Annotated in this window: 20 protein-coding genes and 1 pseudogene; 13 read left to right on the top strand and 8 right to left on the bottom strand. The window is 65.7% G+C overall.

What is annotated here, in order from left to right:
• Positions 1–948, bottom strand: coding sequence for a 2-hydroxyacid dehydrogenase (locus AC1RLU_RS17355; RefSeq protein WP_492797064.1), 948 nt, complete (start codon positions 946–948; stop codon positions 1–3).
• Between the two features lie 240 nt (positions 949–1,188).
• Here AC1RLU_RS17355 and AC1RLU_RS17350 point away from each other — a divergent pair, with 240 nt between their 5' ends.
• Positions 1,189–1,506, top strand: a complete 318-nt coding sequence (locus tag AC1RLU_RS17350; RefSeq protein ID WP_047574507.1) for a DUF2853 family protein — start codon at positions 1,189–1,191, stop codon at positions 1,504–1,506.
• An 83-nt stretch (positions 1,507–1,589) separates the two neighbouring features.
• Here AC1RLU_RS17350 and AC1RLU_RS17345 read toward each other — a convergent pair whose 3' ends face one another.
• Both AC1RLU_RS17345 and AC1RLU_RS17340 read right to left on the bottom strand, forming a co-directional pair.
• Positions 1,590–2,894 (bottom strand): class I SAM-dependent methyltransferase, encoded by a 1,305-nt coding sequence (locus AC1RLU_RS17345; protein WP_492797063.1) that lies wholly within the window; start codon positions 2,892–2,894, stop codon positions 1,590–1,592.
• A gap of 85 nt (positions 2,895–2,979) precedes the next feature.
• The gene (locus AC1RLU_RS17340) at positions 2,980–3,201 is read right to left on the bottom strand and encodes a DUF1674 domain-containing protein (RefSeq protein ID WP_492797062.1); all 222 of its coding nucleotides are present in this window, start codon (positions 3,199–3,201) and stop codon (positions 2,980–2,982) included.
• A 116-nt stretch (positions 3,202–3,317) separates the two neighbouring features.
• Between AC1RLU_RS17340 and htpX the strand changes: the two genes are divergently transcribed.
• The 7 genes from htpX to AC1RLU_RS17305 all read left to right on the top strand — a co-directional run bounded on the left by htpX (position 3,318) and on the right by AC1RLU_RS17305 (position 11,130).
• The gene (gene htpX / locus AC1RLU_RS17335; RefSeq protein WP_492797060.1) at positions 3,318–4,247 is read left to right on the top strand and encodes a zinc metalloprotease HtpX; all 930 of its coding nucleotides are present in this window, start codon (positions 3,318–3,320) and stop codon (positions 4,245–4,247) included.
• Between the two features lies 1 nt (position 4,248).
• Positions 4,249–5,613 (top strand): RsmB/NOP family class I SAM-dependent RNA methyltransferase, encoded by a 1,365-nt coding sequence (locus AC1RLU_RS17330; RefSeq protein WP_492797058.1) that lies wholly within the window; start codon positions 4,249–4,251, stop codon positions 5,611–5,613.
• 84 nt (positions 5,614–5,697) lie between these two features.
• A complete protein-coding gene (locus tag AC1RLU_RS17325) occupies positions 5,698–7,416 on the top strand; it encodes a heparinase II/III family protein (RefSeq protein ID WP_492797057.1) in 1,719 nt (572 codons plus the stop codon).
• Between the two features lie 101 nt (positions 7,417–7,517).
• Entirely contained in the window at positions 7,518–9,110 is a 1,593-nt protein-coding gene (gene purH, locus AC1RLU_RS17320) for a bifunctional phosphoribosylaminoimidazolecarboxamide formyltransferase/IMP cyclohydrolase (protein ID WP_492797055.1), read from the top strand.
• Between the two features lie 74 nt (positions 9,111–9,184).
• A complete protein-coding gene (locus AC1RLU_RS17315) occupies positions 9,185–10,363 on the top strand; it encodes a low temperature requirement protein A (protein WP_492797053.1) in 1,179 nt (392 codons plus the stop codon).
• 6 nt (positions 10,364–10,369) lie between these two features.
• Positions 10,370–10,648: a hypothetical protein gene (locus AC1RLU_RS17310; protein ID WP_293812785.1), complete on the top strand. Its 279-nt coding sequence runs from the start codon at positions 10,370–10,372 to the stop codon at positions 10,646–10,648.
• Positions 10,645–11,130 (top strand): YbaK/EbsC family protein, encoded by a 486-nt coding sequence (locus AC1RLU_RS17305; RefSeq protein ID WP_492797052.1) that lies wholly within the window; start codon positions 10,645–10,647, stop codon positions 11,128–11,130. The genes AC1RLU_RS17310 and AC1RLU_RS17305 overlap by 4 nt, the downstream gene beginning before the upstream one ends.
• A 3-nt stretch (positions 11,131–11,133) precedes the next feature.
• On the opposite strand, the gene AC1RLU_RS17300 is transcribed toward AC1RLU_RS17305, so the two are convergent.
• The gene (locus AC1RLU_RS17300) at positions 11,134–11,937 is read right to left on the bottom strand and encodes a DUF72 domain-containing protein (RefSeq protein WP_492797050.1); all 804 of its coding nucleotides are present in this window, start codon (positions 11,935–11,937) and stop codon (positions 11,134–11,136) included.
• Between the two features lie 169 nt (positions 11,938–12,106).
• Between AC1RLU_RS17300 and AC1RLU_RS17295 the strand changes: the two genes are divergently transcribed.
• Positions 12,107–12,694, top strand: coding sequence for a helix-turn-helix domain-containing protein (locus AC1RLU_RS17295; RefSeq protein WP_492797048.1), 588 nt, complete (start codon positions 12,107–12,109; stop codon positions 12,692–12,694).
• 279 nt (positions 12,695–12,973) lie between these two features.
• Here the strand turns inward: AC1RLU_RS17295 and AC1RLU_RS17290 are convergent.
• The 3 genes and pseudogenes from AC1RLU_RS17290 to AC1RLU_RS17280 form a co-directional block, all read right to left on the bottom strand.
• A pseudogene (locus AC1RLU_RS17290) lies at positions 12,974–13,372 on the bottom strand (biotin/lipoyl-containing protein); the annotation flags it as partial.
• A gap of 81 nt (positions 13,373–13,453) precedes the next feature.
• On the bottom strand, positions 13,454–14,383 hold the full coding sequence (locus AC1RLU_RS17285) for an amidohydrolase family protein (protein ID WP_492797046.1): 930 nt from the start codon (positions 14,381–14,383) through the stop codon (positions 13,454–13,456).
• Between the two features lie 12 nt (positions 14,384–14,395).
• The gene (locus AC1RLU_RS17280) at positions 14,396–15,601 is read right to left on the bottom strand and encodes an MFS transporter (protein ID WP_492797044.1); all 1,206 of its coding nucleotides are present in this window, start codon (positions 15,599–15,601) and stop codon (positions 14,396–14,398) included.
• Positions 15,602–15,925: 324 nt separating this feature from the next.
• On the opposite strand from AC1RLU_RS17280, the gene AC1RLU_RS17275 reads away from it, so the two are divergent.
• Positions 15,926–16,870, top strand: a complete 945-nt coding sequence (locus AC1RLU_RS17275; protein ID WP_492797042.1) for a LysR family transcriptional regulator — start codon at positions 15,926–15,928, stop codon at positions 16,868–16,870.
• A gap of 104 nt (positions 16,871–16,974) precedes the next feature.
• Here AC1RLU_RS17275 and AC1RLU_RS17270 read toward each other — a convergent pair whose 3' ends face one another.
• A complete protein-coding gene (locus tag AC1RLU_RS17270) occupies positions 16,975–18,099 on the bottom strand; it encodes a mandelate racemase/muconate lactonizing enzyme family protein (protein ID WP_492797041.1) in 1,125 nt (374 codons plus the stop codon).
• 66 nt (positions 18,100–18,165) lie between these two features.
• On the opposite strand from AC1RLU_RS17270, the gene AC1RLU_RS17265 reads away from it, so the two are divergent.
• Genes AC1RLU_RS17265 through AC1RLU_RS17255 form a run of 3 tightly spaced genes read left to right on the top strand, consistent with a single transcriptional unit; the run spans position 18,166 to position 21,002 of the window.
• Positions 18,166–18,831, top strand: coding sequence for a GntR family transcriptional regulator (locus AC1RLU_RS17265; RefSeq protein ID WP_492797040.1), 666 nt, complete (start codon positions 18,166–18,168; stop codon positions 18,829–18,831).
• Entirely contained in the window at positions 18,828–19,757 is a 930-nt protein-coding gene (locus AC1RLU_RS17260) for an alpha/beta hydrolase (protein WP_492797038.1), read from the top strand. The genes AC1RLU_RS17265 and AC1RLU_RS17260 overlap by 4 nt, the downstream gene beginning before the upstream one ends.
• A gap of 24 nt (positions 19,758–19,781) precedes the next feature.
• Positions 19,782–21,002: an ABC transporter substrate-binding protein gene (locus tag AC1RLU_RS17255; protein WP_492797037.1), complete on the top strand. Its 1,221-nt coding sequence runs from the start codon at positions 19,782–19,784 to the stop codon at positions 21,000–21,002.
• The last annotated feature ends 21 nt before the right edge of the window (positions 21,003–21,023 follow it).

Below are 21,023 nucleotides of genomic sequence, written 5' to 3'. Positions count from 1 at the left end.
TCAGAGGGTGACCGGCGAAAGGATCGGCCGTCCCGCGAAGAACGCCTCGAGATTACCGAGCAGCGTCCGCAACTGCTCTTTCTTGGCATCCTGCGAACTCGCCGCGATATGCGGCGTCAGCACGACATTGTCGAGCGCCTGGAGCCGCTCCGGCACATGCGGCTCCGCAGCGAAGACGTCAAGCGCCGCGCCGGCGATCCGCTTCTGTTCAAGCGCTGCGCAGAGCGCGTCCTCATCGATGACGAGGCCGCGCGCGATATTGACGACATAACCTGCGGGCCCAAGCGCGTTCAGCACGGCATCGTCGATGGCGTTGCGGGTCTCGGCACTGGCCCGGACAGCGACCACCAGCACGTCGGCCCATGCGGCAAGGCCGGGCAGGCTGTCATGGAAGCGGTAAGGAAGGTCCGGCTTGGGCGAGCGGCTGTGATAGCCCACCTCCATCTCGAAGGCTGCGGCGCGGCTCGCGATGCGGCTGCCGATGGCGCCGAGCCCATAGATGCCGATCTTGCGGCCGGCGAGGTCCGGCGTGTTGGCCACCGGCTCGCTCCCCGGCTTGCCCCAGAGGCCGGCGCGCAGGAAGCGGTCCCCCTGCCCGATGCCGCGCATGACGCAGAGCATCAGGCCTACCGCGAATTCGGCGACGCTGCGCGCATTGGCGTCGGCGGCATTGCAGAGTCTGATGCCGCGCGCCTTCGCCGCGGCGGCATCGACCCCTTCGACGCCGGAGCCATAGCAGGCGATCAGCTCGAGCTTCGGCAAGGCGTCCATCAGTTCGGCACCGGTCCGGCGCCCGCCATAGGTCACCAGCACGCGCGCGTCCCTCGCCTCCGCCGGGATCGCGGCCGCGGCGTCGCCATCGACCGGTCCGATCACGGTGTAGCTCTGCTTCAGGCGGGCGATCGCTTCGGCGGCGAGACGCGGCATCATCAGGATCGTCGGCTTCATCGTCATGCTCCGGGGATGCTGCATCGCAGCACCGGATCGGCGCCGGCTCAACCCATGCTGGCGTTGGCCCCGTCATCCGCTCCACGCAATCCCGGCCTTCGACCAAAGGCTGGCTCGGGCCGTTCCGAAATCTCGCAATCTCGTCCTTTGCCCCCTCGCCCCCTGCAAAGAACCGCGTTAACCTCCGCCCGCGACACGTAACCACCCGTACTCCCGTACGGGCCAGGAAGGGGCTACCAGATGGACCATCTCGCCGACGTGAAGAAGTTTGCCAAGAAGCCGCTCAACGAAGCGGCCTTTGCAGGCATGTCGAAATCCTATGCACTGGTGATGAGCAAACCCGATACCCGCTACGTCGCCTGCTCCGATCCGGCCGAACTCGATCGCGTCCGCGAAAACTTCCTGAAGAAGAAGCTCGGCCTGAAATCCGGCGATCTCGACGGCTCCGTCAAGGCGATCTGCGAGCACATGAAGGCCGACAAGACCAAGTCCCGCCTGACCTTCTATTACCTGCTGGCCGAGCATCACGGAAAGCTCGACCTCTTCGTCAAGAAGTAAGACCTCGGCCCGGCCGCGCGCCGGGCGACCTTCCCGACATCGGAGAAGACGGGAGGCCGGCATCAAGCCGGCCGAAGTGCCGTTCAGGCGCGATAGAGGTCTGCGCGCGTCAGCGGCAGGCCGGACGGCCCCTTGCGCCGCTTCGTGACCAGCGTCTGGTTGACCAGCGCCCCGCCGCGCTCGAAGGCCAGCGAGCAGCCGGCGAGATAGAGCAGCCACATCCGCGTCCGCTCCGCGCCGATCTCGGCCTCGGCCTTGTCCTTGTTGGCGTCGAGCCTTTCCCACCACAGCCGCGTCGTGCGCTGATAGTGCTCGCGCCAGCCCTCGACGTCATGGACCTCGAAGCCGTGGCGCTCGAGATTGGCGATCGACATGCCCAGATGATCGAGCTCGCCGCCGGGAAAGATGTAGCGCACCAGCGCACGATACTCGGCCGGCATCTTGTTGAAGGCCTTCTCGGTCTTCTTGGCGCGGCGCGAGATGCAGTGATGCAGATAGAGCCCGCGCGGCCTGAGCAGCCGGTTCACCGCCTGGAAATAGGACGGATGGTTGCGGATGCCGACATGCTCGAACATGCCGATCGAGGAGATCTTGTCGAACTCCCCCTCCATCTCGGTGAAATCCTTGAGGTGGAGCGTGACCTTGCCCTGAAGTCCGAGCCTCTCGACCTTCTCGCGCGCCAGGGCAAGCTGCTCCTCCGCCAGCGTCACGCCATGAGCCTCGACCCCGTAATAGCGGGCGGCGTGACAGACGAGCGCGCCCCAGCCGCAGCCGATATCGAGGAAGCGATCGCCGGGCTGCAGGCGCAGCTTCCGGCAGATCATGTCGAGCTTGTCGCGCTGGGCGCGCTCGAGATCGCCGTGATCCTCGCTGAAATAGGCACAGGTGTAGACCATCTCCTCGTCGAGGAAGAGCCGGTAGAAATCGTTCGAGACGTCGTAATGGTAGGCGATGTTGGCCTTGTTGGTGGCCGGCGCGCCGTCCCGCGCGATCTCGTCGCCCTTGGGATGGCTGACAGCGGCCTCGGCCGTGCCCGGCGCGAAGATGAAGCGCCTGATAACATCGAAGACCGCGCTCTTCGGGATGTTGCGCGCGAGTTTGCCGACCTTCCCTTCCGGCCGCGCCGCGGCAAGATCGAAGAGCGAGCCGTTCACGATCGCGAGCCGGTCAGCGATATGCAGGTTGAGCAACGTATCGAGCTTGGGCTTGCGGATCAGCGCGGACAGAACGCCGGAGTCGGCGATAGCGATTGCGAGTCCGTCCGCCGGCCAGGAAGCTGGAACCATGCTCCCGTCCCAGAGCCGGAAACCGAGCTTCAGGCCGAGCTTGTCATGCGCCTCGGCAAGAAGGCGGCGCAGGGCCGCGAGGCGCTTGTCGTTGCTATCCATGAGGCACATCCGCTGCTATCCGGCGCCTGTTTGGACGCAGAGCCGCGGATTGGCAATGTTTCGGGGCCATACGCAGCCCCGCCCATCAGAAATCGCTGGCGATGCCCTTCACTTCCCAGTCGTCGTAACGCACCGGCTCCAGCCCGCCGCGGCCATTGACCTCGCGTTGCCTGGCGATCTCGGCAGCATGGATATCGATTGCAGCACGGCGCGCGGCCGCTTCCGCCAGAGCACGCTGCGCGGCGGGGGACAGTACCTTGGTTTCCGGCGCATCCGTCGGCCTGTCCTGATCGGTCTTATCGGGCATTTCGGCGCGTTTCCTTGCAGGATTCTCTTGCAGGATCGGGATTGCCCTCACCACATAGGGCACGATGCTCGCAGATGCGAGGGCCGACGCCAGAGGGCGCCAGATAAGGGATTTCGATGAACTACGTGCGCACCGGTATGTTGATGGCGGGCCTGACGGCGCTTTTCGGCGCGGTCGGCTACCTGCTCGGCGGCGGCGGCGGCATGCTGATGGCGCTCGGCTTTGCCGTCGTGACCAATCTCTTCAGCTACTGGAATTCCGACCGGCTGGCGCTGGCTGCCCACAATGCCCAGGAGGTCGACGAGCGTAGCGCGCCCGAGCTCTACGGCATGGTGCGCGACCTCGCCGCCCGCGCGAACATGCCGATGCCGCGCGTCTACCTGATCCACGAAGATCAGCCCAACGCCTTCGCCACCGGCCGCAATCCGCAGAACGCCGCTGTCGCGGCGACCACCGGCATCCTGCGCACGCTGACCTACGAGGAGCTCGCCGGTGTGATGGCGCACGAGCTCGCGCATATCAAGAACCACGACACGCTGACCATGACGATCACCGCGACCTTCGCCGGCGCGATCTCCTCGCTCGTCACCTTCGGCATGTTCTTCGGCTCGCGCGACAACCGCCCGAACTTCATCGTCCAGATCCTGCTCTCGATCCTCGCCCCGATGGCAGCGGCCCTGATCCAGATGGCGATCTCGCGTTCGCGCGAATACGAGGCCGACAAGCTCGGCGGCCAGATCTGCGGCAATCCGGTCTGGCTCGCCGACGCACTCGCCAAGATCGCGGCCGGCGTTCAGCACATCCCCAGCGAGACAGCCGAGGCCAAGCCTGCTACGGCGCACATGTTCATCATCAATCCCTTGACCGGCGGCGGCATGGATAATCTGTTTTCGACACACCCCGACACCGGCAACCGCATTGCCGCCCTGATGGAGCAGGCGCGTGCGCTCGGCATCGGCCGCAGCAGTGCGGGCGCGGGCTTTACCGCCCAGGCCGACAACAGCCCTTGGGGCAATTCCCCGCGCCAGCCGGGCCCGTGGGGCTGAGATGGCAGATCAATCCTCCTCGCGCCGCCCCGCTAGGCCGGAAACGCCGCCCAAGCTCGACGATGCCCCGGGCCTGCCGGCGCGCCGGCTTGCGGCCACGGTCATCGACGAGGTCCTGCGCGCCCGCACCGCCCTCGATGAGACCTTGGAGCGGATGTTGCCGGAATCCGGGCTCGATGCCGCCGATGCGAGCCTCGCCCGCGCCATCGCTGTCACGGCCTTCCGCCGCCTCGGCACGATCCAGCACGCCATCGACGCGCGCCTCGAGCGCGGCAGCCCGCGCAAATCCGGCCCGTTCGAGCCGATCCTCACGGCTGCAGCCGCCCAGATCCTGTTCCTCGACGTGCCCGACCACGCGGCGGTCGACCTCGCCATCCGCCACCTGCACGAGGACGCGCGCTCGGCCCGCTATGCTGCACTCGGCAATGCCGTGCTGCGCCGCCTCGCCCGCGAGCGCGATGCGGTCCTCGCCGAGGCCCAGGCGGAGGTCTTCGGCGATACGCCCGACTGGCTGGTCGAAAGCTGGTGCACGGCCTATGGCGAGGATACCGCCGCCGCGATGGCCCAGAGCCATCGCGAGGAGCCCCCGCTCGACCTCACCGTCAAGGCCGACCCCGCCGGCTGGGCCGAAAAACTCGACGGCATCGCCTTGCCGATCGGCTCGGTGCGCTTGCGCGAGCGCCAGGCCATCGCCGGCCTGCCGGGCTTCGATGAGGGCGCGTGGTGGGTGCAGGACGCCGCCGCGGCCTTGCCGGTCAAGCTCCTCGCCCCAAAACCCGGCGAGCGCATCGCCGATCTCTGCGCGGCGCCCGGCGGCAAGACCGCCCAGATCGCCGCGGCCGGCGCGAGCGTCACCGCGCTCGATCGCTCCGGCCCGCGCCTGCGCCGGCTCAAGGCCAATCTGGCGCGGCTCGGCCTCTCCGCCGAGGTGGTCACCGCCGATGCCGTGACCTGGAAGGCCGATCCCTTCGACGCCGTCCTGCTCGATGCGCCCTGCAGCGCCACAGGCACCATCCGCCGCCATCCCGACGTCGCCTGGACGAAATTGCCCGAGGATCGCGACCGGCTGGCTGCCCTTCAGGCGCGCCTGTTCGATGCCGCCGCCGCGTTGACGAAGCCCGGCGGACGCCTCGTCTACTGCACCTGTTCGCTCGAACCGCAGGAAGGCGAAGAACAGACCGCGGCCTTTCTCGCCCGCAATCCCCAGTTTCGTCGCGAACCCGTCCGCCCGGAGGAAATCGGCGGTTTGGCTGATGCGATCGACTCGAATGGCGATATCCGGACCCTGCCGCACCAATTGCAGGGCGAAACCCCGCGCCTTTCGGGATGGGCGGGATTTTACGCAACCCGCCTGATCAGGCTATGACGGAGCCAGGATTCGCGCGGCGCACCGCCGCGCCCGGGCACGGAGTCGACAGGGGATTTGAGCGGGTGGGCTGAGCGACGGGGGTTGGCCCAGGCCGCGATCGGACGGGCGGCGCGGCGGACCCGCGGCCAGTTCGTCGGCGCCACCCGCAGGCTCTGGCCCTTCGGCCGCAGCAACGCCACGCGCCTGCTCTTCGCCCCGCATGACCTGCGCACCGCCGACCCGACGACGGCCGGCGATTTCTATGCAGGCTATTACGCCTTCGCCGGGCGCACCCTGCGCAGCCACGGTGAATCGCCGTTCGACGCGACGCCGCCAAGCGATGCCTGGGCCGAGGCGCTCTACGGCTTCGGCTGGCTGCGCCATATGCGCGCCGCCGACACCGCGATCGCCCGCGCCAATGCCCGCAGCCTGGTCGAGGATTTCATCGCCAGGCGTCGCGACCGCCATGACATCGCGCGGCGCCCTGCGGTCGCTGCACGCCGGCTGATCGCCTTCCTGTCGCATTCCCCGCTGCTGCTGGAAGGCGCCGACCATGCCTTCTACGAGCGCTATCTGCGCCATGTCTCGCGCCTGACGGACCGGCTGAGCCTGGCGCTGTCCGGAGCCGTCGAAGGGGCCGACCGGCTGAACGGCCTGATCGCCATCGCCTTTGCCGCCATCTGCCTCGACGGGCAGGATGGTCACCGGCGCCGGATTGAGATCCTGCTGTCCGAGGAGCTCGACGAGCAGATCCTGCCCGATGGCGGCCATCTCTCGCGCAATCCACGCCTGTTGATCGAATTCCTGCTCGACCTCCTGCCCTTGCGCGAGACCTTCGCCGCTCGCGGGCTCGAGCCACCGCGTGGGGTGATGACCGCGATCGAGCGGATGATGCCGCACTTACGCCTGTTCCGGCATGGCGACGGCGCGCTCGCCCTGTTCAACGGCATGGGCACGACGCCGCCCGACCTGATGGCGACGCTCGCGGCCTATGACGATGCCCGCGGCCGGCCGACCGAACATGCCGCCTATTCCGGCTACAGCCGCCTTGCGGCCGAGCGCAGCATCGTCGTCACCGATGCAGGCGCACCGCCGCGCGGCGCCTATTCGGTCGAGGCCCATGCCGGCTGCCTCGCCTTCGAATTCTCCAGCGGCCCGCAGCGCATCATCGTCAATTGCGGCGCCAGCCGCTTCGGCCCCCCGGAATTGAAGCTCGCCGCGCGCAGCACCGCCGCTCATTCGACGCTCGTCCTCGACGATCGCTCCAGCGCCAATTTCGGCATGGTTCTCGGCGAAATGCGCGTCGTCTCCGGCCCTCGCGATGTCCGCGTCGCCCGCCAGGACGGCGCTGATGGCGCCGAATGGGTCGCAAGCCATGACGGTTATCGCCGCAGCCTCGGTGCGACCCATACCCGCCGCCTGACGCTTGCCCGCGACGGCGCCGCACTGGCCGGCGAGGACGAGGTCGCCCTGACCGGGACGCGCACCGCGCTCGCGTCCGCCTTGCGCTTCCACTTGCATCCGAATGTCCGCGCCAGCCTCGTTCGGGACGGCAGCGGCGCGCTTCTGGCGCTGGCCTCGGGCGAGGTCTGGAGCTTCGAGGCCGGCGGCCTGACCATCGCCATCGAGGAAAGCATCTTCCTTGCCTCCTCGGACGGGCGGCGGCGCACCGAGCAACTCGTCGTCGCCTTCGATGCCGCGGCGACGCCGCGCGTGACCTGGCGCTTTAGCCGGATCAGCACCGCCAATCCCCGTGCCGGCAAAACGGTCGCCGCTGCGATCGCCGAGCGCGAAGCTGCGGAACCCGCTCCCGACGCGTGACGGTTCTGCGACGGCGGCTTTTGCCTTTTGCAGCGCAGCATGATAGCCCGCGCGCGTCTGCCGAAACTGCCTTTCCGCAATCAAAGCCGGACCTGATCCCGATGCCGAATGAGCTTCGCCGCGTCGAACGCGCGCTTCTTTCCGTTTCCGACAAGACGGGGCTGATCGATTTCGCGCGCGCCCTCCACAAGCTCGGCATCGCGCTGGTGTCGACCGGCGGCACCGCCAAGGCGATCGCGGAAGCCGGGCTGCCGGTCTCGGACGTCTCCGATCTCACGGGCTTCCCCGAGATGATGGACGGACGGGTCAAGACCCTGCATCCGAAGGTCCATGGCGGCCTGCTCGCGATCCGCTCCCATCCCGAGCACCAGGCCTCGATGCTCGGCCACGGCATCCAGCCGATCGACCTGCTCGTCGTGAACCTCTACCCGTTCGAAGCCACCGTCGCGGCCGGCAAAGCCTATGACGACTGCATCGAGAACATCGATATCGGCGGCCCGGCGATGATCCGCGCCGCCGCCAAAAACCATCATGACGTCGCCGTCGTGGTCGAGCCGGCGGACTACCCCTCCGTCCTCGCCGATCTCGAGGCCCAGAAGGGCGCGACCACGCTGACTTTGCGTCGCAAGCTCGCCCAGAAGGCCTATGCCCGCACCGCGGCCTATGACGCGGCGATCTCGAACTGGTTCGCAAACGAGCTCGGCGACACCGCCCCGCATTTCCGCGCGCTCGGCGGCGCGCTGGCCGAAACCATGCGCTATGGCGAGAACCCGCATCAATGGGCCGCTTTCTACCGCACCCCGGAGAACCGGCCGGGCGTCTCGACCGCGCGTCAGGTGCAGGGCAAGCAGCTCTCCTACAACAACATCAACGACACCGACGCCGCCTTCGAATGCGTCGCCGAGTTCGTCCCCGAGGCCTCGGCCGCCTGCGTCATCGTCAAGCACGCCAACCCCTGCGGCGTCGCCGCCGGCGGCTCGCTGCTCGAAGCCTATGAGCGCGCGCTGGCCTGCGACCCCGTCTCGGCCTTCGGCGGCATCGTCGCCTTGAACCGCAAGCTCGATGCCGCCGCTGCCAGGAAGATCGTCGAGGTCTTCACCGAGGTCATCATCGCGCCGGATGCCGACGAGGAGGCGATCGCCATGATCGCCGCCAAGAAGAACCTGCGCCTGCTGCTGACCGGTGGCCTGCCCGATGTCCGCTCGCCCGGCCTGTCGCTGCGCACCGTCTCCGGCGGCTTCCTCGCCCAGTCGCGCGACAACGCCGTTGTCGACGATATGGAGCTGAAGGTCGTGACGAAGCGCCAGCCGAGCGAGCGCGAGCTCGCCGATCTGCGCTTCGCCTTCCGCGTCGCCAAGCACGTCAAGTCGAACGCCATCGTCTATGCCAGGGACCTCGCCACCGTCGGCATCGGCGCCGGCCAGATGAGCCGGGTCGATTCCTCGCGCATCGCCGCCTGGAAGGCCGCCGAGGCCGCGAAGGCGGCAGGCCTGCCCGAGACGCTCGCCAAGGGCTCCGTCGTCGCCTCCGACGCCTTCTTCCCCTTCGCCGACGGCTTGCTCGCAGCGGCCGAGGCCGGTGCGACCGCGGTGATCCAGCCCGGCGGCTCGATGCGCGACGACGAGGTCATCAAGGCCGCCGACGAAGCCGGCCTCGCCATGGTCTTCACCGGGCACCGCCACTTCCGCCATTGACGGCCATACCGGCTGCGGGACACCCTCGCTGACGGGTTGCGCGCGAAAGCACGCAGCAGGGGATAGGGGTCTGCATGGCCAAAGCTCACAAACCCGGCGCGCTGCTCAGGGAACGCGTCGAACACCAGCATGCGAGGGTCTCCTACGTCGAGCTGTTCTTCGACCTGGTCTTCGTCTTCGCGATCACCCAGATTTCGCACACGCTGCTGGAGCATTTCAGCCCGCTCGGCGTCGCGCAGGCCGCCTTTCTGCTCGGCGCCGTCTGGTGGATCTGGGTCTATACGAGCTGGGTCACGAACTGGCTCGATCCCGAGCGCCCCCCGGTCAGGATCCTGCTCTTCGTCCTGATGTTTCTCGGCCTGGTGATGTCCTGCGCCTTGCCCGAGGCCTTCGGTGCGAACGGCCTCGCCTTCGCAGGCGCCTATGTCACCGCCCAGCTCGTCCGCTCGATCTTCACGATGGTGAGCCTCAAGGACGCCTCCCCCGCCAATTACCGCAACTTCCAGCGCATCACGATCTGGCTCGTCTGCTCCGGCGCATTCTGGATCGCCGGTGGCTTGAGCGAAGGCCCCCTGCGCTTCGGCCTCTGGCTGGTCGCGCTCGGCATCGAATATGTCGGCCCGGCCGCCGGCTTCCGCGTTCCGGGCCTTGGGCACTCGCGCACCAGCGACTGGAATGTCGAAGGCGGTCATCTCTCGGAGCGCTGCGCCCTCTTCATCATCATCGCGCTCGGTGAATCCGTTCTGATGACCGGCGCGACCGCCGCGAAGCTGCCGGTGACTCCCGTCAACCTGACAGCCTTCCTCAATTCCTTCCTGAGCTCGGTCGCGATGTGGTGGATTTATTTCCATATCGGTGCCGAACGGGCGAGCCATCACATCGCACGCTCCGACGACCCCGGCCGGATCGCACGCATCGCCTATACCTATCTGCACGTGCTGCTGGTTGCCGGTATCATCCTGGTCGCCGTCGGCGACGAACTGGTCATCGCTCACCCGCTCGGCCATACCGATGGCAGAACGGCGATCGCGGTCCTGGCCGGTCCCGCCTTCTATCTGCTCGGCAACCTGCTGTTCAAACGAATCACGGCCGGCTGGTATCCGCTGTCCCATCTCGTCGGTCTCGGCTTGCTCGCCGTGCTGGCACCAGCCTGGACGGTGTTGCCACCGTTGGGCTTCAGCCTGTCGGCAACTGCGATCCTGATCCTGGTCGCGGCCTGGGAAGCGGTCTCGCTGCGGGCGAAGGAGGCCTGATCCATTATGCACACCATCAAGGTCATCGGCATCGGCTTCGCCCTGCTCGGCATCCTGCTCGTGCTGGCGCCGCGCCTCTCGATCTCCGCCGGGCGTCCGATCCCCTTCGCCGTGAAGCTGTTCCTGCCGCTCTGGTTCGCGGGCGCGCTGATCAATCTCTGGATCGGCGTTGCACGGGCAGGCTATACCGTGATGGAGGAAGCGCCGATCTTCCTCGTCGTCTTCGGCGTGCCGGCGATCGCCAGCCTGCTGATCCTGTGGCTGACCTCCCGAATTGCCCGATGAGCCTCGAATCCGTCCGCGCCTTCTTCGCCCAGCACGCTCCCGACATCGCCGTCATCGTCACCGATGATAGCAGCGCGACCGTGCCGCTCGCCGCCGCCGCCCATGGCGTGGAGCCCGGCCAGATCGCCAAGACGCTCTCCTTGCGTATCGGCGACGAAGTCGTGCTCGTCGTCACCCGCGGCGATGCCCGGCTCGACAACAGGAAGGCCAAGGCCGCGCTCGGCGGCAAGCCGCGCATGCTAGGCCAGGAAGAGGTCGAGGCCCTGACCGGCCACCCCGTGGGCGGTGTCTGCCCGTTCGGGCTCGCGACGCCGCTCAAGGTCTATTGCGATGTCTCGCTGAAGGCCTTCGACATCGTCGTGCCGGCCGCAGGCTCGACCCATAGCGCGCTGCGCATCGCGCCGCAGCGCATGGCCGAACTGACACAGGCCGAATGGGTCGATACCTGCCAGGAGGCCGTGCAGGCGACCGCAGCAGAGTGAAGCTCAGCCCTTGATCCGCGCGATCAATTCCATCGCCGCGGCGGGATTGCGCACCTTGTCCCCGCTGATCACATAGAGGAAGACGTCGCGTTTCTCGGCCTTGGCAGCCGGACCGACCGTCTCCAGGCCGTCCGGCACACCGCCCTTGGCCCAGACCTGCGCAGCCTTGACCCAGCGATCGAGCCCGGCCTCGGAATAGCCCTTCGGCTCGGCCTCCTTGGTTCCCATGATCCGCGCATAAACGAAGGGCGCGGTCACATCGGCGATCTGGGTGTAGTCCGCATCGGCCGAGGTGATGACGGCCACCCCGTACTCGCGCAACAGCGCGATGAAATCCGGCGAGCGGAAACTGTCGTGCCGGACCTCGACGGCATGGCGCAGCTTGATCCCATCGAGTTCCTTCGGCAGGAGCTTGAGGAAGGCCTCGAAATCGGCGGGGTCGAACTGCTTCGTCGGCATGAACTGCCAATTGATCGGCCCGAGCTTGTGCTTGAGCTCGGTCAGGCCGCTGGTCAGGAATTTCTCCACCGAAGGCCCGGCTTCCGCCAGCACCCGCCGGTTCGTGCAGAAACGCGAGCCTTTCAGGGCGAAGACGAAATCCTCGGGCGTTTCCTCGCGCCATCTGGCGAAGCTCTCAGGCTTCTGCGAGCCGTAATAGGTGCCATTGATCTCGATCGAGGTGAGCTTGCCCGCGGCATATTCCAGCTCTCGCTTCTGCGGCAGCCCATCCGGGTAGAACGCCCCGCGCCAAGGCTCGAACACCCAGCCGCCGATGCCGATATGGATCTTGCCTGCTTCGCGGACCATGGTTCGCTCCGTTCTTCCGTGCCGATATTGGCGACAGCAATCAGTCCAGCGCCACCCGTTTTCGGCAGATATGGACATTAGCCCTATAAGAGACAGCCGGATGTCAGGAGAACCGCCGAACGATCCAACCCGGAAGCTTCGGTACCGGGCTTGGGCCAGGAACGGCGTGATGATGCGGCGATCCCTATCTCCTGCGCAACAGGCGCAGGTGGCAACCAAACTGCAAGAACAACCCAAAATTGATGGTACTTGTCCGCACCACCTGCAGCTCGTTGACCGTTGCCGGCCGCACACGATCCATTCAATCCGGACGGTTGGGGGGAGCATGCCGCGGATTGGTAAGGGGCCAAGCGATCGAAGAGCAAGCGCCTTTCTCGTGGCTTGCCGCGAGACGTTGAAGCTATCCCAAACAGAGCTCGGCCTCCTGGTTGACGTTAGCCAGCAGCAGATTTCGAAGTACGAAAATGGTAAGAGCAGCGTTCCACGCGAGATACTGAAGAAAGTTGGAGCTCTCGCCGGGATGGGCTTTGAGGAATTTGGGCAACCCGAGTTACCATCTCCTTTAGAACGAAGTGGTTTCGAAGCTAAGAGCCAGGCGCCCTACACGGCGCAAAGCATCCCAGAGATCGCGGAAGACTTAGCCATACGGCAGAAACGGAAGATGTTTCTCAACCTCGGGAAGCTTCACGATCCGATGGATCGGAAAATTCTGCAGGCCCAGTATGCGAAGATGTTGAGAAAGCAGGGGAAGGAGTAGCCTCCCCCGAAGGGCAGCACCTCGAACGTATAAAGCCCCGCCGCGATTGCGACGGAGATTTTGTTTGGTTGCGGGGGCTCGCAACTACCGATACCGCCACTCATTGGAGGTGGCGATCTGACGTCTCCTGGCCGACACCAACAATCCCTTCTTCACAAACCAGTCCGATTCCTTTCAGCGCGCCATTCAGGATAAAACTAGGAACATCTATATTACTGATATAGCGATATAAATTTCCTACCTATCGGAGGCGCTACGAACAAGCCATGGACCGTTCTTTCAGGAGCGAACAACGAGTAGATCCTTGGTGTCGATCTGGTCTCCGGCCCGGACCAGCACTTCGCTCGCAGCTCCGTCACGATCAGCGTGGAGTGATGTCTCCATTTTCATGGCTACTATTGAGAGCAGAATGTCGCCGGCCTTGATGGTCTGACCGACTGCCACGGCGACCGTCGAAATCACGCCCGGCATCGGCGCGCCGACCTGCCCCGGCTGGCCGATATCGGCGTTCCGCCGGACCGGGCGGCTGGCGACGCGGTTGCGGTCCGGCACCTTGACCATGCGGGGCTGGCCGTTCAGCTCGAAGAAGACCTTGACCATGGCCTGCTCGTCGGGCTCGGCGGTGGCAACGTGCTGGATGACCAGCGCCTTGCCCGTCTCGATCTCCGGCCGGACTTCCACCAGGCATTCCGCATATGTTGGGCTCTCGGCGCTGGTGAATACCGAAACGGGCGCACTTTCTTGGTTTACCCATACACTTCAGGAGCCCTCAAGCTCGGAAAGCCCATATGTCTCACATGCAGTCCCGGCAAACAGCCGCGCTTGTTTGCCGGTTGGGTAGCGCGCTGCGATCGTCTTGAAGCCGGTGTAGATCGTATTGAAGGACGCGCAGAGGCTGTCGACCGGGAAATTGCTGGCAAACATCACGCGATCCGCGCTGAACATCGCAATGATCTCCTCGACGATCCAGCGATTGTCGACGACCGTCCAGGGGCGGCCAGCGACCCCGATGCCCGAGATCTTGACACGAACATTGGCGCACTCGGCAACCTTCGCCATGGCAGCGTGCCAGCCCGATAGGCCTCCCTCGCCGCGATCGGATGGCAGCCCCGCGTGGTTCAGGACGATGATGGTGTCGGGAAAACTGCGAGCCAGGTCGGCAGCTTCCTCAAGGTTCCACCACGGTGTCTGCAGATCGAAATTCAGGCCATGACGCGACAGAAGGGCGAATCCTTGCCGCCAGCGGTCACTCGACATGAGCGTGCGCCCGGTGCCGACTTCTTCAGGGCGCTGCGGACCGCCCGGCTTGTGCCGGACGCTGCGCACCAGACCGAACGCGGCCTGGCCTGCTAGAACGGAGCCGATGTCGGCGCGGTCGAGCCAGGCTTGCGCCACGATGGCGTTGGGAACACCAAACTCTTTGGCGAGGCCGGCTGCGTAGGCGGTCTCGCCGATTGGATCGTTCTCGTCCCACTCTGTCTCGACATAGACCGTCTGGCGAACGTCGTGCCCAGCCGTGTCGACAAAATAATCGCCTGGCAAGTAGCGTCGCTTGATCGCCGAATAGTCACCATAGCGGAATGGGATGTTGGCGTTCGGCTTCAGCCAGGGGTGAGGATTGCGCAGTGGATCCCAGAAGTGCTGGTGCGCATCGACGATTGGCCCTTGCCAGAGTTCCAGCTGCGTCATGCCTCTCGGTCCTCAATGCGTCTCGGCGTCGTGGAAATCGATCAGCATGGTCGCGACGACATAGAGCGCGGCGCAGGCGGCGAAGAAATAGAGAACCATGAGGTAGGCGCCGGTCGCCTGAAGGATCAAACCCGTGATGATCGGGATGGCTATGCCGCTGGCGCTGCCCGCGAAGTTCATGGCGCCACCGACGATGCCGACCTTCTCGCGAGGTGCGAGGATGGCGGGCAGGCTCCAATAAAGGCTTCCGAAATACAGCAGGAAGAGAGTAACTGAGAGTACGGCGACCGCCATTACGGGATCCGCGACCTGCGGCAGGATGAGAAAGGATAGCATCACACCGAACCCGCTGATGCCGAGGGCGGCCTTGTAGGTCGTGCTGCGCCGCATGCCCCCGGCCTGTAGCTTGTCGACCAGGAAACCGCTGAGCAGAGAGCCGAACATGCCGGAAAGAAAGATCACAAAGGTTGCGCCGCCCATCTGCTTGAGGTCGAAGCCGCGGGCCTGAGCGAGGTAGCTTGGCCCCCATGTCAGGAGGCCGAAGTTGATCATGGCCCAGCTCATTCGCCCCGTGAGGATGGCGGAAAGCGAGCGGCGCGAAATGGCTTTCGGAGCCGCGCTCACTGTTGGAGCTCCGCCGGCCGTTGAAGCCTCGATCAGATGCAGCTCGTCATCGTTGATACCCGGATGGTCCGAAGGCTTGTCGCGCAGATACCACCAGGAAAGATAACCGAGCAGGATGGTGGCCACACCGGCGACGATGAAGGCTGTGCGCCATGAGCCGAGCGTCAGGATGAGCCAGGCGATGATGACGCCGCCGAACGCGGCGCCCAGCGGAGCGCCACTGTCCATCAGCACCGCTCCTCGTCCACGTTCACGAGGCGACAGCCAGATCGAATTGAGCTTGGCGCCAGCCGGAAACAGCGGCGCCTCGGCCGCGCCCAGGCCGATGCGGCTGAGCAGCAGCGTGATGCCACCGGTGCAAAGGCCGGCGATTGTCTGGAAGATGCCCCAGCCGACGGTCGCGCCGGTGATGAGGGCGCGGGGGCCGAATTTGTCGATCAGCCAGCCGCCGGGGATCTGGAGGGCGGCATAGCTCCAGAAGAAGGCGCTCAGGATCAGTCCCTGCATCGCCGGTTCCAGCCCGAACTCCTTGGCAATGGTCGGCATCGCGATGGATAGTGCAGTACGGTCAATCAGGTTGATGACGACGAGCACGAAGACGATTCCGAAGATGCGCCAACGCACTGTTGTCGCTCCGGTCGCTGCTGCGTCAGCATGTGCGACGCCGCCTTGCGGCGTGTGAACCCGCTCAAGTCCCGACATGATTTGCCCTCCGCCCGGCTGACCGGGCTCTCTTCTGCGTTTCCTGAGGATGCAGCTGCGGAGGCCGCCGGGCCAACGTGCAGGACACCCCTCCTCGTCACCGGCGATACGTGCCGCTGGTGTTATCGAGGCCGACGCTACATGCGTTCTGGTATGCCCATGCAATGAAGTTTAATGATGATGTGATTATAAAAACGATATCATTGGGAATGACTGATGCTTCCCGTTGCAAACGCACCGTCGCTGCTGCGGCGGCTCAAGAGCCGGCAGCTGCTGCTTCTGACGGCTATCGATGAAAGTCGAAGTCTGAGGCGCGCGGCGGCTTCGCTGAATATGACGCAGCCAACTGCAACGAAGCTGCTGCAGGATCTCGAAGCCACATTGGGGCTTTCACTCTTCGAGCGCGGCAGGCGCGGGGTTCGAGCAACCGTCTATGGCGAGGTGATGATCCGCCATGCCCGGTTGATCTTGAACGACCTTGAACGGACCCGCCGGGAGCTGGAGTCGCTGGCTTCGGGGGCGACGGGCCGGTTGAGGATCGGCGCCGTCATCAGCGCCATTCCCTTTCTCCTTGCACGCGCCGTTGCGGCGCTGAAGCGCGATCAACCACGGCTCGACATCGCAATCGAGGTGGGAACCAGTGACGCGCTCGTCCCCATGCTGGCGAAAGGGGAACTTGATGTCCTGCTTGCCCGCCCGCTGGCGCTCGCCGGCCGGTCGGACTTCGACTACGAAGATCTGATCGACGAGCCTCTGCACATCGTCTCTCGCGTCGACCATCCCCTGGCATCGGCTCGGGCCTTGAGCATGGCGGATCTGGCCTCCTGGCCATGGACGCTTCTGCCGGCCAACAGCCCGATGCGAAAGGTGCTCGCGCCGCTTTTCGCCGCGATGATGGCCCATCAGCCTTTGGATGTCGTCGAGACCTCGTCGATAATGACGATGATCGCGCTGCTTCAGGAAAGCGATATGCTGGCCGTGATGCCGGGAGACGTCGCGACCTTCGCGGTTCAGCATGGTCTGCTGAACCATCTGGATGTCGCGCTGCCGCCGATCATGGGCTCTTACGGTATTTTGAGCCTCAAGGAGCAGCCACGCTCAGCCAGCACGGCCGCATTTGTGCGTTGCCTGAAGCAGTGTCTGGCCGAAGGCAGTAATTGAACCCGGACTGCGCCAGGCGCGGACGTTGGTTCTCCGCCAGCAAGCGGACATTCATGGTAGCAGTCAGGACAAGTCAGCGGCTGCAGCTCGCTTGTGAGCCTGCTTCACGTACGGCTCGCCGGCGAGGTTTCATCCCGCTCCCGGATGAAATCCACGTTGAGCTTCAGGCCGAGCCCCGGCAGGTCCGGCACATGCATGTGGCCGTCGATCGGCAGCGGCGCCCCGTCGAAAACCTGCGCGGTGATATCCTCGAACATTAGCAGACGCTCGAGGAAGAGCGCGTTCGGCACCGCCGCTACAAGATGCAGATGGAGGTTCTCCATCGCATGGGGCGCGAGTTTGACATTCCAGGCCTGGGTGAGAGCCGCGCATTTAAGCATCTCGGTATAGCCGCCGGCCCGTGCGCCATCGACTTGCACGATGTCCGCGGCGTCGCGCATGAGCAGGTCCCGGACCCCGAACTTGGTATATTCGTGCTCGCCCGTCGCCAGCGGGATGTCGGTGCCGCGCTTGAAGCGGGCGAGGCCGGGAATATCGTCGGCGAAGACCGGCTCCTCGAACAGGAAGATGTCGTACTCGCGAATGCGGTTGGCGAGCTGCACCGCCGTCGCAGCGTCGAAAGAATTGTTCGCGTCAACCATGAGGTTGATATCGGGGCCGACCGCCTCGCGGACCTTGCGGACGCGCTCGGCGTCGCGGCGCGGGTTGCAGCCGCCCTCGAAGCCGACCTTGAACTTGATCGTCGTGAACCCGCGCCCGACCATGCCCTTCATCTCCTCGACGAGTTCCTCGTCGGAATACGAAGTCCAGCCGCCGCTGGCATAGACCGGCACCTTAGTCCGATCGCCCCCGAGCAGCCTGTAGACGGGCAGGTCCACGATCTTGCCCTTGAGATCCCACAGCGCGATGTCGACGGCGCTGAGGGCGCAATACATCAGGCCCTTGCGGCCGACGCCGCGCAGATAATGGAAGAATTCCTGCCAGATCGCCTCCGTCTCAAGCGGGTCGCGACCTATCAATTTGGGCGTCATGTTGCGGTTGATCAGCTCGCAGGTCGCCTCCCCGCCGACCTCGTGATAGGTGACGCCGATCCCCTCGAGCCCATGATCCGTCGTAATGCGCACGATCACGAAGCCGATCGTTTCGACCTTGCGCGTCGCGTCGGCAAAGCCGCCGAGGACGGGGGCGGAGACGAGGTGAACGTCGATCTTCCGGATCCTGTGACGCATCAGCTTCCTCCCCGCTCAGATTGACATCATTATCAATAATGATATCGATATTCACATCGATAGATCTTGTCCAGCGAGGCTCTCGCCTTGATCCCAAAGCTCAGCCGCCCTTCCGATCTGGTCTACGGGATCGTCAAGCGGCGGATCATCCTCAACGAGCTGACGCCCGAGACGGTGCTGACCGAGCTCGGCCTTGCCCATGAGATCGGCTGTAGCCAGGGGCCGATCCGCGAGGCGCTGCTGCGCCTGCAGGAGGATGGCCTCGTCGTCCGCTCGGGGCGGCGGACGATCGTGACGCGACTGACGGCCGAAGAAGCCGACGAGATGCTGGCCCTGCGGCGCAGGATCGAGACGCGTGGGGCGCTGAAGGCCGCGCTCCAGGCTGACGGCCAGGCCCTCGACGACCTGCGCGGCATCCTGGCAGCGATGACGGAAGCGGCTTCAGAGGGCGACGAGTACCGCGTCATCGAGGCCGACAAGGATTTTCACCTCGCCCTGTTCCGCCTCTCGGGTCTCGACGCTCTCGGCCAAATCCTGGCGCGCTGCATCATGCACTCGAATCGCTACAAGCTCTGGGCGCCGGAGCACCGCCGCCCCCTGATCGAGACCGCGCGACGCCACGACGTTCTCTACGAGCGCCTCGCCGCGGGAGACGGAAGCGGGCTCGCGGCCGCGCTCGGCTCCCATATCGACACGATCGTTCTTCAGGGCAGCGACGAGGTTGCCGCGTGAGCGCTTTCATCCACCCGCAGATGGCCCGGATCCTCGCCGGCTTCGCGGCGGCGCCCAGCGTCGACTTCAAGACCCTGCCGATCGCCGAAGCGCGCGCCTCGGCGGATGCCGGCTCCATCGCGTGGAACGAGGGCGCGCCCGCGATTCCGGCCCTCGATCTCGCCGTCACGAGGGCAGCAGGAACGCTGCGGGGCCGGCTCTATCATCCGAAGCCGGGAACGGCCCTGCCCGTCATCGTCTACGTTCATGGCGGCGGCTGGACCTTCGGCTCGGTCGATACCCATGACGGCACGATGCGCCATCTCGCGACGGCCTCCGGCTGCGCTGTCTTCGGGTTCGATTATCGGCTGGCGCCCGAGCACCCCTACCCCGCCCCTCTGGACGACACGCTCGCTGCCATCGCCTTCGCCTTGCAGGGCGCGCTCGGCCCGGATGTCGAAGCGCGGCGCTGGGCGCTTGCCGGAGACTCCGCCGGGGCAACGCTCGCGCTCTCGGCCATGATCCACCGCCGCGATACCGGGCTCGCCCTCCCCGCGGCGGCGGCGTTGTTCTACGGCTGCTACGCCCCCGATTTCGAGACCGGCAGCCATGCGCGGTTCGGCGAGGGATACATCCTGACCACGGCGAACATGCGCTGGTATTGGCGCAACTATCTCGCCGCAGCCTTCGACGCGCCGCCAACGCTGGCCTCGCCGCTGAACGCCGATCTCGCCGGGCTGCCGCCGCTCTATCTCACGGCGGGCGGGCTCGACCCCCTCGCCGACGACACGCTCCGCCTCGCCGAGCGCCTGGCAGCGGCGGGGTGCGCCTTCCGCCACGACCATGTGCCGGGGGTGATCCATGGCTGCCTGCGCATGAGCCGGGAACTCGCACCGGCGCAAGCCATGATCGACGCCGGAGCCGCCTACATCACCGAACGACTATAAAAAAATATCAGGGGAGTGAAACTCATGGAACGCAGGACCTTCATGAAGCTCGCGGGAGCGGCTGCGCTCTCCTTCGAGGCCGCCCGCCCGGCTATCGCCCAGGGCAAGGCGACGGTGCGCTGGTGGTACCACTACGACAATCCCCAGAACACGCCGGCCGCCCTCGTCGCGAAATTCGAAGCCGAAAACCCGGACATCAAGATCCAGGCCGAGCCGATCCCGTGGGGCGGTGGCACCGACTACATCAATCGCATCTTCTCGGCCCTGGTCGCCGGCAACCAGCCCGACTGCGCCATGGTGCGCCTGTCCTATCTCTCGCGCTTCGGGCAGATGAAGGCGCTGGAGCCGCTGGACAGTTTCCTCGCCAACTGGAAGGGCCGCAGCGACATCGCCGAAGATGTCTGGAAGATCAACCGCTCGCCCGACGGCAAGCAGTACTACATGCCGCTGCACTACGTGGTGATCTATCTCTACTGCCGGCAGGACATGCTTCAGCAGGCCGGGCTCCAGCCGCCCAAGACATTCGAAAGCTTCCTCACCGCCGCGCAGGCGCTGACCAAGGACGGCGTCTTCGGCTACGGCATGCGCGGCGGCGCCGGCTGTCACGACAACTGGGGCCCCTTCGTCCTCGGCGGCGGCGCCAGCTTCGACAAGGGCGGCATGGTCACCGAGAAGGCACTCGCCGCCAATCGCTGGTTCGTCGACCTCGCCGTAAAACATAAGGTCGTGCCCCCCTCGGCGCCGACCGACGCCTTCCGCCAGATCGTCGACGCCTTCAAGGCCGGCCGGACCGGAATGGCGATCCACCATATCGGCTCGGTCGCCGAGGTCGTCGGCGCGCTCGGCGACAAGGTCTCTGCCGTGCCGGTGCCGCGCGGGCCGGACGGCAGCGGCTGGACCTATTTCGGCGACGAATCCAACGCGATCTTCGCCGGCAGCAAGAACAAGGAAGCGGCATTCCGCTGGATCAGCTTCCTGTCGAGCGCCGAGAACAATGCCGAGCAGGCCAAGCTCAGCGGCCAATTGCCCATCACCATCTCGGATACGAAGAACTGGACCGTGCATCCCAAGCGCTTCGTCGAGGCGAGCGACGCGTCCCTGCCCATCGCCCGGCCCTTGCCGGACCATGTGAAGACGCCGGATTTCGTTGGCCGTGTTCTGCCCACCAACCTGCAGCGGGCGCTGACCGGCGGGATCAACCCCGACGAGCTCATGAAGGCGGTCGAACAGACCTTCTACGGCTAAGGCCGGATCGCATCGCACGGT

This window comes from Allobosea sp. GW822-FHT05A11 (genome assembly GCF_058800455.1).
Note: the sequence above shows the minus strand (reverse complement) of the source record. Positions and strands in the feature narration are given on the sequence as shown.

Coding starts and splice junctions, on each gene's coding strand:
- AC1RLU_RS17355 (WP_492797064.1), bottom strand. CDS start 948: ATGAAGCCGACGATCCTGATGATGCCGCGTCTCGCCGCCGAAGCGATC.
- AC1RLU_RS17350 (WP_047574507.1), top strand. CDS start 1,189: ATGGACCATCTCGCCGACGTGAAGAAGTTTGCCAAGAAGCCGCTCAAC.
- AC1RLU_RS17345 (WP_492797063.1), bottom strand. CDS start 2,894: ATGGATAGCAACGACAAGCGCCTCGCGGCCCTGCGCCGCCTTCTTGCC.
- AC1RLU_RS17340 (WP_492797062.1), bottom strand. CDS start 3,201: ATGCCCGATAAGACCGATCAGGACAGGCCGACGGATGCGCCGGAAACC.
- htpX (WP_492797060.1), top strand. CDS start 3,318: ATGAACTACGTGCGCACCGGTATGTTGATGGCGGGCCTGACGGCGCTT.
- AC1RLU_RS17330 (WP_492797058.1), top strand. CDS start 4,249: ATGGCAGATCAATCCTCCTCGCGCCGCCCCGCTAGGCCGGAAACGCCG.
- purH (WP_492797055.1), top strand. CDS start 7,518: ATGCCGAATGAGCTTCGCCGCGTCGAACGCGCGCTTCTTTCCGTTTCC.
- AC1RLU_RS17315 (WP_492797053.1), top strand. CDS start 9,185: ATGGCCAAAGCTCACAAACCCGGCGCGCTGCTCAGGGAACGCGTCGAA.
- AC1RLU_RS17310 (WP_293812785.1), top strand. CDS start 10,370: ATGCACACCATCAAGGTCATCGGCATCGGCTTCGCCCTGCTCGGCATC.
- AC1RLU_RS17305 (WP_492797052.1), top strand. CDS start 10,645: ATGAGCCTCGAATCCGTCCGCGCCTTCTTCGCCCAGCACGCTCCCGAC.
- AC1RLU_RS17300 (WP_492797050.1), bottom strand. CDS start 11,937: ATGGTCCGCGAAGCAGGCAAGATCCATATCGGCATCGGCGGCTGGGTG.
- AC1RLU_RS17295 (WP_492797048.1), top strand. CDS start 12,107: ATGATGCGGCGATCCCTATCTCCTGCGCAACAGGCGCAGGTGGCAACC.
- AC1RLU_RS17285 (WP_492797046.1), bottom strand. CDS start 14,383: ATGACGCAGCTGGAACTCTGGCAAGGGCCAATCGTCGATGCGCACCAG.
- AC1RLU_RS17275 (WP_492797042.1), top strand. CDS start 15,926: ATGCTTCCCGTTGCAAACGCACCGTCGCTGCTGCGGCGGCTCAAGAGC.
- AC1RLU_RS17270 (WP_492797041.1), bottom strand. CDS start 18,099: ATGCGTCACAGGATCCGGAAGATCGACGTTCACCTCGTCTCCGCCCCC.
- AC1RLU_RS17255 (WP_492797037.1), top strand. CDS start 19,782: ATGGAACGCAGGACCTTCATGAAGCTCGCGGGAGCGGCTGCGCTCTCC.